Consider the following 10880-nt stretch of genomic DNA (forward strand, 5'->3'; position numbering starts at 1 on the left):
TAGCGTCAATGGGGTCTTGTTGGAGGGCGGCGGTGTAATCGGCGACGGCCTCGTCGAACCGCCCCGCCTGACGATGAGCTTCCCCACGCTCGACAAGAAGCCAGGTGAGGGAGGGGTCGACCTCCAGGGCGGCGGTGTAATCGGCGACGGCCTCGCCGAACCGCCCCGCCTGACGATGAGCTTCCCCACGAAGGGCGAGCACTGGGGAAGCGCTGGGGTCTAGTTGGAGGGCGGCGGTGTAGTCGGCGACGGCCTCGTCAAACCGGCGCGCTTCCCGATGAGCGACTCCCCGTCCGACAAATACATAGTCCAGGGTGGGGTCGAGTTCAAGAGCGGCCGAGTAGTCGGTGACGGCCTCGTCAAACCGCCCCGCCTGCCGATGAGCGGCCCCGCGCAACGCGAGTGTCAGAACTGCGGTGGGGTTGAGGTTGAGGGCGGCGGTGTAGTCGGCGACGGCCTCGTCAAACCGCCCCGCTCGCCGATGAGCTTCCCCACGCAGATTGCGAATACGGTGGTTGCGGGGGGCGAGGGACAGTGCTTGTTCGAGGTCACGCATCGCCTGCCGGTCGGATCCGGCCTCAGCGTGCTGGTCTCCGCAAAAGGCGAGAGCGAACGCCCGGCCCGTGGTGGTCAGCTGTCCGTATGTCAGCAAAACAGTCCAGCAGGCGAGGGCGGAGACGCTATCGGCGTCGGTCACAGCCTGCTTAAGACGATCGGTCCAGGAGCGGACACTGGCGTCAAAGCTGTCTTGCGCAGCTTGCTCAAGCATGTCGATCCATTGGCGCAGGATCGCCAAGTCCTGCCGTGCAGCATGGGCAGTCTGTTCAAGCGCGTCGCGAAGGCTCGTGTGAGGTGAGGCACACAGTCGGTGGTAGGTCTCCGCGGCACGGTGCTGGCGCCAACGCTCGTCGGCCCACAGTGCTGTTTCGCTCAACGTTCGGTCTCCGTCGATGCGACGGGCGGCCTGTTCGTCGGCCAGTTCTTCTTCCACCTTTGCACGACGTGTGGCGTAGACGTCGGCCAAACGCAGATGAGTCGTCCCCCAGCGTTGTGGATATCCGGTGTGGAGATATCCGATCATGTTTGCACGAACGATGGCGTGGTACTGCTTGTGGCCGTCGTGGCCAGTAACGAACGACCGCCGGCACAGCCACCCCCAAAGGTCGGGCGCGTCGGCGTTCCCTTCCCTCGGGGCGGCGGCGGCAAAAATCTCCTCATCCAGTTGCCGCGGGAGGGCGCACGCCACAACCGTCTCTCGTTGTTGCGGATCGTCCACCCCCTGCAAGAACCACTCAACGACCTCGTCGTGTTGCACGCCACCCCGCCCTACCTCCGCAGCAGTGGTGGGGCGGGTTTGAGCGAGAAGGCCAACCGCCAGCGGCAAGCCTCCAGATCTTTCCTGCACGGCGTCGACTACCTCCGGAGCTACCACCCCGTGCTGTGCAAGCAGGCTGCGGGTCTCCTCGCGGGTGAACATCCTCAGCGGGATGTCCTGGATGTACGACCGCCATACCGCCCATTCGCGTTCGGGCAGCCTGTCGCGACCAGCCAGAACGATGATCACATTAGAAGGGAACTCGCCAAACTCATTGTTGAGCAGCTTGGGCAGCCAACCATTCAGGTATGGGCCAGTTCGCTCCCAGGTGTCGAAGAACAACACGATCGACGGCCGCCGTAAGCTGATGCGGTCCAGCTCCGTTACGAACGCCCTGCTCAAACCTGCAACGTCCCCCTCGGGCTCGCGGCGCTTCCGTCCCACCAGTGCCCTGTAGCCCCAGTCAATGCCTCGCGCCATGGTCTCCTGATCTGCTACCGCACCCACAACCCCGCCGCCAGGAAACGCCTTTGCTGTCTCCAGCATCATTTTTGCCGCTGTCTGACTCGGCTGTGACGGACCGCCGTCAACGGGCCTTGTCGCGCCGACTGCGGCGGCTGCTCGCTCACTGAGGTAGGACCTCAATACCTTGTCGAACCCCTTCAGCTCCAAACCGGATGCCTCGGCGAGCTGCCGGGCCAAGGAAGTCAGGGCCTGGACTATACCCAAGGCGTCGTTTTCGCCCACCTTCGCCGTGACAGCGGCGATATCGTCGGCGCGTGCCTCTTCCTGCCAGCGTTCGAGTATCGTGGACTTTCCGATCCCGCCCACCCCTCGAACGTGGAACAGGAACGCCTCAGCACCTGGATTTTCGCAGTCCAGGCTGCGAATGAACAAGGTTGACTCTGCGCGGCGCCCGATGAACCGGCGGCCTTCGTCACGTCGCCGCATTTCGCCGCGCGACACGCGTTCACGCTCCGGCACTGCCATCACCGCTCCCGGTTCTTGCGCGACAAGTCTCCATACGATGATGACTCGTAGAGCCGTACCCATGGTTCCACACAGCCCGACTCCTGCGAGCCAGGAAAAGGATCTTGCAGAGATGCTCTGGCGGATACCATGTCCGCTGTGAGTGGCGGGACGAGGACTTCGCCGCCTGGTATCCGAAAGGATGGTCGTCCGGGGTTCTCGCCGGCACGGTTGGCGACGGTGTCGGTGCTGCAGTTCCTGTTGAACCTGCCGGACCGGCAGGCCGCTGGAGCGGTGCGGTGCAGGATCGACGTCAAGTACGCCTTGGCCATGGAGTTGGGGGATCGTGCCGACGCGCTGCTGTCGTTGGCGCTGGACCGTTTGTGGTCGGCCGGGTTGCCGGTCGAGCGGGGCAGGCAGCGGACCGACTCCCCCACATCTGGTCCGCGGCCCGTGACCTGACCCGGCTGGAGATGGTGCTGGAAGGCGGTGCGGGCAGCCCTGGAGGAGACTGCTGTGCACGCTCCGGAGGTCCTGGACGGTCTGGTGGACCAGGACTGGGCAGCCCGTTAGGAGGCCCTGCCTGTATGCGTTGAGCAGTGCACGACCACCCGACCGGGACCCCCGTTCGAAGTCGAACCCTCAAGATCGGAACGGCAACAGCGACTTACGCGGGGAGCGGCCAGGCGTGAGGGGCTGGGTGGGCTTCCGGCCCATACGGGCGTCGATGAGTAAGCCGGTCGCCAACCCGAGCACGCCGGCGCGCCGCAGTTGGCCAGGGCGTCCGTTCGACTTCCGCTCCGTGATTTTCTCAAGGATGGGGGCTTCAAGGAATTCGCGGACGTGGCGGGCGTCGTGGCCCCAACCCCAGGCAGTGCTGTGCGCTGCAAGAGCCCTCGGCTGGGCGATCGTTGGCTCCACGGGCCTGTCCGGCGCGGCGGGCGGCCAGGTCCAGTGCGTGCGAGGCGGTCCGGCCGTCGCCGTTCAGTGTCGCGTACTTCCCTGCTGGCGCAGCAGCCATCACGAGGCGGCCCAGGATCCGTACGGGCACCGCGACGGTGCTGGCATCGACCCGTACCGGCCGCACCGCGTACACGTGCTCCGCGCCTTCCCGGCCGGGGTCCGCAGCGGCGGTGATCGCCTCCGCGACCGACTCCGGCCGCACCAGATGGAGAGCCTCCTCCGGATCCACGGTCATGCGCTCGCAGACCGAGCGGACCATCAGCGCCACCACATCGCTTACCGCCACCGGTTCGGCCTCGACGCCACGCGTCAGCAGCACCGCGCTCGTCTGGGCGACGATCGCCTTGAAGTCCCCACTCTGCTGAATATCCGGCACCGCATCAGCCTCCGGGTTGCCTGTTGTCCGGATGTCGCAAGTCGGCAGAGACGAGACACCCCTCCGCACGAAAGCCGTCCCCGCTCCGGGCTCAGCCCGACGACCGGCCGAGAGCGTCCGGACCCGTCGTCGGACCACCACGCCGGCAGCGCCCCGCCGAGCTTCCGCAGCGCGCACCGCGCGCTCCGCGGGAACGACCCGTTGTCCTTCGCCTGTCCAGATGCGCTCCCGCTCGCGCTCCCCTTGGCCCCTACGAGCTTCGCAGGGCGCACCGGAGAACCGGCCAGGCGCGGGAGAAAAACAAAAACCCCAGGTCAGCGGGTGTCTGACCTGGGGTTTCGTGGAGCCGCCTTCGGGATTCGAACCCGAGACCTACGCATTACGAGTGCGTTGCTCTGGCCAGCTGAGCTAAGGCGGCTTGCTGCACGCGCTGCGGGCACCCACAGGGTGGCAGCAGCAGCGGAGGAGAGTCTACAGGGTTTCGGGGTGTGGTCCGAACGGAGGGTTGATCTTGGGGAAGAGCGGCTACGTGCACTTCTTGCCGTTCGGCGGGACCTTGTCCTGGAGCAGGTAGGCGTTGACGGTGGTGTCGATGCAGTCGGAGCCGCGGGCGTAGGCGGTGTGGCCGTCGCCCTCGTAGGTGAGGAGGCGGCCGGAGGAGAGCTGCGAGGCCAGGGAGACAGCCCAGGCGTAGGGGGTCGCGGGGTCGCGGGTGGTGCCGACGACCAGGATGGGCGCCGCGCCCGGGGCGGTGATGCGGTGGGGCCTGCCGGTGTTGTGGACCGGCCAGTAGCCGCAGATCAGCGAGGACCACGCGAGCGTCGTGCCGAAGTGCGGCGACGCCTTGTCGAAGGCGGGCAGCGCCCGCTCGACGTCGGCCGGGGAGGAGAGCGCCGGGGGCAGGTCGAGGCAGTTCACGGCGGCGTTGGCGTACATCAGATTGCTGTACTTACCGGACTCGTCCCGCTCGTAGTAGCTGTCCGACAGCTTCAGCAGCGGCGCGCCGTCGCCCTTGTCCGCGCTGGTCAGCGCGTCACGCAGGGTGGGCCACGCGCTCTCGTCGTACATCGCGGCGATCACGCCGGTCGTGCCGAGCGCCTCGGTGAGCTTGCGGCTGCTCCCGGTCGCCAGCGGGTGCCCGTCCAGGCGCTTGAAGAACGCGTCGAGGCGGCTGCCCGCGTCGGAGACCGACGCGGTGCCGAGCGGGCAGCCGGCGCGCTTCACGCAGTCCTTGGCGAACGCCGAGAACGCCACCTCGAAGCCGCCCGCCTGCGCGCGGCTGCCCTCCAGCGCGCTCACCGACGGGTCCATCGCGCCGTCCAGCACCATCCGGCCGACCCGCTGCGGGAACAGCCCCGCGTACGTCGCGCCGAGGAAGGTGCCGTACGACTTCCCGACGTAGTTCAGCTTGTCGTCGCCGACCAGCGCGCGCAGCATGTCCATGTCGCGGGCCGAGTCGACGGTCGAGACATGGCCGAGGAGTTTCGCGGACTTCTTGTCGCAGGCGGTGGCGAAGTTCTTGTCGGCCTTCGTCAGCTGCGTGATCTCCGCCTTGTCGTCGGGGGTCGTGTCGACGGAGGTGAAGGCGTCCATCTGCGGGTCGGACAGGCAGGTCACCGGCTCGCTGCGGGCCACGCCGCGCGGGTCGACGGCCACCATGTCGTACCGCGAGGTGACCGGCGCGGGGTAGCCGAGCGCCGCGTACTGCAGGTAGTCGATCGCCGAGCCGCCCGGCCCGCCCGGGTTGACCAGCAGCGAGCCGAGCCGCTTGCCGGGACCCGCGGCCTTCTTCCGCGCCACCGCGAGCTTCAGGTCCTGCGCGGCCACCGGGTGCGCGTAGTCCAGCGGGACCTTCATCGTCGCGCAGTCGAACCCGGCGACGCCGCAGCTGTGCCAGCTGAGCTTCTGCGCGTAGTACGGGCTCAGGTCCGCGCTCGGCGACGCGGCGGCCTGCACGCCCGCCGAGCCCCCGCCCGAGCCCCCGCCCGAGCCGGCGGGCGCGGTCGCGCCCGGTGCGGGCGACGACGCCGCGGCCGGATGCCCGGTCCCGCCGGACGAACACGCGGACAGCAGCAGGCCGGTCACCGCGAACACGGTGGCCGGGATGCGGAGCATGGTCATGCGCTTCAGGTGCGGCATCGGCGGCTCGGGTCCTCCCGTCGGATGTCGGATGACTGCGAGCGTATCGGCCGCGGGCCCCGGATGATCGGCGCTGCTGTCGCCTTTTGAGTGATTTACGGGATTCGTCATCCGATGCAGGGGGCCGCGTCGGCGTCCGGCGGCGCGGCCACCGCCGTGCCCGCGCTCAGCGCGGCGGCGCGGGCGGAGAGGTCGAGGGCCCGTCGAGCTTCTCCGTCATGAACGCGGCCACCCGGGCGAACATCTCCCGCCGCCGCGTGAGCCCGTCCACCACCCGCGCCGCGTCCCGCGGCCCGCGCAGCGCCTCCTTCAACCGCAGCGCCGACGCCCGCGTGCCCCGCTCGCCCGCGCTCATGGTGAGCATCACCGTGGGGTGCGCGCCCGGCGCCGCGGTCAGCGCCGGATACACGCCGGACGCCCCCGCCGCGGCGCCGTACCGGCCGGTCGTCGTCAGCGCCTCGCGCACCGCGCACGGCGCCTCGGGTCCGACGCCCAGCACGCCGCGGGCGCTCTGCGCGCTCAGCATGCGGTAGCGGCGGCCCGCCTCCGCGAGCGCGCCCGGCGCGTCACGGTCACAGCCGGGCGGCATGACGAGGATGAACAGGTCCGCCTTCTTCTTGCGGACGGCGCTCGCGAACCCCGCGTACAGGTCCGGGTCGTCCCCCCGCACCCGGACGACCACCACCGGATACGCGACCGACGCGGCGCGCGCCGAGTCGTAGTACGGCGGCAGCCACACGCGGGTCCCGTCCCCCAGCAACTGCAGCGTGCCGCCCGCCGGGTGACCGACCGTCCGCACCTCGGGCGGCGGCGGCGCCGGCTCGGGGGTGCGCCGCGGCGGCGGCGGTACGGACGGGGTGGCCGTCCGGGACGGGGTCGCGGTGGACGCGGCGACGACGGCCGGGCGCGGCGCTGTCGCGGCGCCGCGCGCGTCCAGCAGGGACGCCGCGAGCGTCGCGGTCACCAGCGCGGCCGCACCCGCCGCGCCCGCCCGCAGCGCGGTGCCGCGGTGGTCGACGGGGAGTTCGTACGCCCGCCCGGCGCGTTCGCCGCGCCAGTGGCGCACCGTCCGGTGGGCGAGGACGGCGGTCACGACGGCGGCCGCCACGACGGCCGTCTGGAGCAGGACGGCGAGCACGGAGTCGGCCACGGCGGTACCCCCTCGGGACGGCGGCGGCCGCGCGGGAGCGGGCCGCCGTACGGGCGCGCTGCCACCATCCCCCGGCGGGGGGCCGGGGCGGGGGAACCTCAGCGGGCCGCGGGCCGCGATCACCCGAACGGCTTCCGGGGGCGGCCCGCAGGACCGCTACGCGCCGACCGGGGCCGGGGCGGAGGTCGGGGTCGGAGCCGTCGCCGGGGCCGGGGCGGGGCGTTCGGCGTAGGCGGTGCGGGCGGTGAGGATCTCCTGCATGTGGGCCTCGGCCCACTCGCGCAGCGACTCCAGCAGCACCGCGGCGTCGCGCCCCAGATCGGTGAGTCCGTACTCGACGCGCGGCGGGATCGTCGGGTACACGGTCCTGACGAGCAGCCCGTCGCGCTCCAGATTGCGCAGCGCCTGCGTGAGCGACTTCTGCGTGATGCCGTCGAGCCGGCGCCGCAGCTCCCCGAACCGCACCGGCCCGCCGGCGAGCGTCGGCAGGACCAGCACGGTCCACTTGCTGCCCAGGACGTCGAGCACCGTCCGCGACGGGCACTTCGCCAGATACGCGTCGGCGCCGCCGAGTTCGCGCATGTCGGAGATGGTATCCATAGGGTACCTATATACCTGAAAGGTTCCTACTTCACAACGGATACCGATCGCCGCACGATGGTTCCCGTACCGCCGCGAACCCCGTTCCGCTGTGACAGGAGAGCGCCATGCCTTCCGCCCCGACCACCCCGACCACCCCGTCCGACCCCTCCACCCCGGCCAGCATGCTGGCCGTCGTCCAGAACGCCTTCGGCGGACCCGAGGTGCTGGAGGCCGTACGGGCGCCGGTGCCCGAGCCGATGCCCACCGAGGTCCTGGTCCGGGTGCACGCCACGTCCGTGAACCCGGTCGAGACGTCCATCAGGTCCGGGCGCTTCCCGCTGATCGGCCGGCCGCCCTTCACCCTCGGCTGGGACGTGTCCGGCGTGGTGGAGAAGGTGGGCCGCGGCGCCTCCCGCTTCCAGGTCGGCGACGAGGTCTACGGCATGCCGTTCTTCCCCCGGCCCGCCGGCGCGTACGCCGAGTACGTCGTCTCCCCCAGCCGCATGCTCGCCCGCAAGCCGCCCTCCCTCGACCACACCGAGGCCGCCGCGCTCGCGCTGACCGGGCTCACCGCCTGGCAGGGCCTGGTCGACTACGCCGGCGTCCGGCCCGGCGACCGCGTGCTGATCCACGCGGCGGGCGGCGGCGTCGGCCACCTCGCCGTGCAGATCGCGAAGGCCCGCGGCGCGTACGTCATCGGCACGGTCTCCGCGGGCAAGGCGGACTTCGTGCGGTCGCTCGGCGCGGACGAGCTGATCGACTACCGCGCCACCGACTTCGGCGCGGCGGTGCGCGACGCGGACGTCGTCCTCGACGTGGTCGGCGGCGACTACGGTGAGCGGTCGTTCGCCACGCTGCGGCCCGGCGGCACCTTCGTCACCGCCGTCGACCACGGCAACGACGAGCTGCGCGCGAAGGCGGAAGCGGCGGGGCTGCGCTTCGTCGGCGTGGGGGTGGAGCCGGACCATGTGGCGCTCGAGGCGCTGGCCGGGCTGGTGGCGCAGGGGCGGCTGCGGCCGCACGTCTCCCACGTCTTCCCGCTCGCCGAGGCGGCGAAGGCGCACACCGTGGTGGAGGCGGGCGGCCTGCTCGGGAAGGTCGTGCTCAGCGCGGTCTGACGCGCGGCGGCCGGGCGTTGTCGGAGGTGGCGGCTACGCTCGCGGCAACGAGTGCAGGAGGTCGCGTCATGTCCCGCGTACGGGTGCACAACTTCGCCGTCTCACTGGACGGCTTCAGCACGGGCGAGGGCCAGAGCCTCGAAGCGCCCTTCGGCCACGCCGGCGGACGGCTCATGGAGTGGTTCTTCCCCACCCGCGCCTTCCGGTCCATGCAGGGCAAGGCCGACGGCAGCACCGGCGTCGACGACGCGCTGGCGTCCGCGTGGGACCCCGGCATCGGCGCCGAGATCATGGGGCGGAACAAGTTCGGGCCCCAGCGCGGCCCCTGGGACGACCACGAGTGGACCGGCTGGTGGGGCGCCGAGCCGCCCTTCCACACCCCGGTCTTCGTGCTGACCCACCACCCGCGGCCCTCCGTCGAGATGGAGGGCGGGACCACCTTCCACTTCATCGACGCCACGCCGCAGGAGGCGCTGGCGCAGGCGCGTGAGGCGGCCGGCGGGCTCGACGTGCGGATCGGCGGCGGGCCGTCCGTCGTCCGGCAGTTCCTGGCCGAGGATCTCGTCGACCATCTGCACGTCGTCGTCGTGCCGATCGTCCTGGGCCGCGGCGTCCGGCTGTGGGACGGCCTCGAAGGGGTCCAGGAGCGGTTCGCGGTGGAGTCCGTCAGCACGCCGAGCGGGGTCACGCATGTGACGTTCAGCAGGGCGTAGCCGGTCGTGGCCGCGGCCGCGGTGGTGGTGGCCGGGGGCACGGTACTGGCCACGGCCGCGGTCGCGGCCGCGGTCGCGGGTCAGCCCGCGCGCAGTGCCAGCGCCATCGCCTCGACCGCGAGCAGCGGCGCGACGTTCCGGTCCAGCGCGTCCCGGCAGGCCAGCACCGCCTCGATGCGGCGCAGGCTCTGCTCCGGCCGCGACCCCGCGGCCACCCGCGCGATGCCGTCGGCCGCCTCGACATTGGCGATACGGTCCGCCGAGCCGCCGAACTGCACCGTCAGCACGTCCCGGTAGAACCCCGCCAGGTCGGTCAGCGCGAGGTCCAGCGTGTCCCGCTGGGTCCGCGTCGAACGCCGCTTCTGCCGGTCGGCCAGCTCCTTCATCGCGCCCGCCGTGCCCCGCGGCATCCGGCTGCCCGCCCCCGCAGAGGCGCCCAGCGCCGCGCGCAGGTCCTCCGTCTCCTTCGCGTCGACCTCCTCCGCGACGGCCTTGGCGTCGTCCGACGCCGAGTCGACCAGTTCCTGCGCGGCCCGCAGGCACTCCCCCACGTCCGCGACGCGCAGCGGCAGCCGCAGGACGGTCGCGCGGCGGGCGCGCGCGGACGGGTCGGTGGCCAGCCGCCGTGCTCTGCCGATGTGGCCCTGCGTGGCGCGGGCCGCCGTCGCGGCGAGCGCGGGGTCGATGCCGTCCCTGCGCATCAGCACGTCCGCGACGGCGTCGGCGGACGGGGTCCGCAGGGTCAGCAGCCGGCAGCGCGACCTGATCGTCGGCAGCGTGTCCTCCACGGACGGTGTGCACAGCAGCCACACCGTACGAGGCGCGGGCTCCTCGACGCCCTTCAGCAGCACGTTCGCGGCGCCCTCCGTCAGACGGTCGGCGTCCTCCATCAGGATCACCTGCCAGCGGCCGCCGGCCGGGGAGAGTGCGGCGCGGCGCACCAGGTCGCGGATCTCCTTGACGCCGATGGAGAGGAGGTCCGTACGGACGGTCTCGACGTCGGCGTGCGTGCCGATGAGGGCGGTGTGGCAGCCGTCGCAGAAGCCGCAGCCGGGGGGGGCGCCGAGGGCCTTGTCGGGGCTCGTGCACTGCAGGGCGGCGGCGAAGGCGCGCGCGGCGGTGGAGCGGCCGGAGCCGGGGGGGCCGGTGAACAGCCACGCGTGCGTCATCCGTGAGCCCGCCGCGTCGGCGGGCGCGCTGCCGGCGGCTGCCTCCGCCACGATCCGGTCGGCGTCCGCGGCGGCCCCCGCGAGCTCCTCCACCACGCGTGGCTGACCCACGACGTCATCCCACACCGGCACGGTTGCTCGCCTCCTTCGCTGCCTTGTCCTCCCACATTGTGCGGTACGGGTCGGACAGGGCGGGGCGGGTCGGGCGGGTGGGGTGGGTCGAGGGGCGGGTGGGGGTTCGGGTTCGTTCTCGGGGGCCGGTGGCCGGTGGGCCTCCCAACACCGGAACCCACCCCCCGGACGCCGCGAGAGCGGCAGGGCGTCACGCCCCGGAAAATCGGGTGAGCCCCGTGCGACGCGGAGGTAGGGTCGGGGGCATGCAGCGC

At 71.6% G+C, this 10880-nt stretch carries 9 protein-coding genes and 1 tRNA gene; 3 read left to right on the top strand and 7 right to left on the bottom strand.

Features of this window, described 5'->3' with window-relative positions:
* Positions 1-2305: tetratricopeptide repeat protein (locus V2S66_RS31635; protein WP_330800205.1), on the bottom strand; the 2305-nt coding region annotated here is incomplete at its 3' end.
* 219 nt (positions 2306-2524) lie between these two features.
* Here V2S66_RS31635 and V2S66_RS31640 point away from each other — a divergent pair.
* Positions 2525-2746, top strand: a complete 222-nt coding sequence (locus V2S66_RS31640; protein WP_330800206.1) for a hypothetical protein — start codon at positions 2525-2527, stop codon at positions 2744-2746.
* Between the two features lie 364 nt (positions 2747-3110).
* Here V2S66_RS31640 and V2S66_RS31645 read toward each other — a convergent pair whose 3' ends face one another.
* The 5 genes from V2S66_RS31645 to V2S66_RS31665 all read right to left on the bottom strand — a co-directional run bounded on the left by V2S66_RS31645 (position 3111) and on the right by V2S66_RS31665 (position 7512).
* The gene (locus V2S66_RS31645) at positions 3111-3623 is read right to left on the bottom strand and encodes a hypothetical protein (RefSeq protein ID WP_330800207.1); all 513 of its coding nucleotides are present in this window, start codon (positions 3621-3623) and stop codon (positions 3111-3113) included.
* A 341-nt stretch (positions 3624-3964) separates the two neighbouring features.
* Positions 3965-4041, bottom strand: a tRNA-Thr gene (locus tag V2S66_RS31650).
* A 107-nt stretch (positions 4042-4148) separates the two neighbouring features.
* Complete coding sequence (locus tag V2S66_RS31655) at positions 4149-5762, bottom strand: alpha/beta hydrolase (protein WP_330800208.1); 1614 nt, start codon at positions 5760-5762, stop codon at positions 4149-4151.
* A 166-nt stretch (positions 5763-5928) separates the two neighbouring features.
* Positions 5929-6912, bottom strand: coding sequence for a hypothetical protein (locus V2S66_RS31660; protein WP_330800209.1), 984 nt, complete (start codon positions 6910-6912; stop codon positions 5929-5931).
* 156 nt (positions 6913-7068) lie between these two features.
* Positions 7069-7512, bottom strand: a complete 444-nt coding sequence (locus V2S66_RS31665; RefSeq protein WP_330800210.1) for a winged helix-turn-helix transcriptional regulator — start codon at positions 7510-7512, stop codon at positions 7069-7071.
* Between the two features lie 164 nt (positions 7513-7676).
* Between V2S66_RS31665 and V2S66_RS31670 the strand changes: the two genes are divergently transcribed.
* On the top strand, positions 7677-8612 hold the full coding sequence (locus tag V2S66_RS31670) for an NADP-dependent oxidoreductase (protein ID WP_330800247.1): 936 nt from the start codon (positions 7677-7679) through the stop codon (positions 8610-8612).
* A 68-nt stretch (positions 8613-8680) separates the two neighbouring features.
* Entirely contained in the window at positions 8681-9325 is a 645-nt protein-coding gene (locus tag V2S66_RS31675; protein WP_330800211.1) for a dihydrofolate reductase family protein, read from the top strand.
* Between the two features lie 80 nt (positions 9326-9405).
* On the opposite strand, the gene V2S66_RS31680 is transcribed toward V2S66_RS31675, so the two are convergent.
* Positions 9406-10626: a DNA polymerase III subunit delta' gene (locus V2S66_RS31680; RefSeq protein WP_330800212.1), complete on the bottom strand. Its 1221-nt coding sequence runs from the start codon at positions 10624-10626 to the stop codon at positions 9406-9408.
* Positions 10627-10880: the final 254 nt, after the last annotated feature.

This window comes from Actinacidiphila polyblastidii, from assembly GCF_036353415.1.
GTDB classification, from domain to species: domain Bacteria; phylum Actinomycetota; class Actinomycetes; order Streptomycetales; family Streptomycetaceae; genus Actinacidiphila; species Actinacidiphila polyblastidii.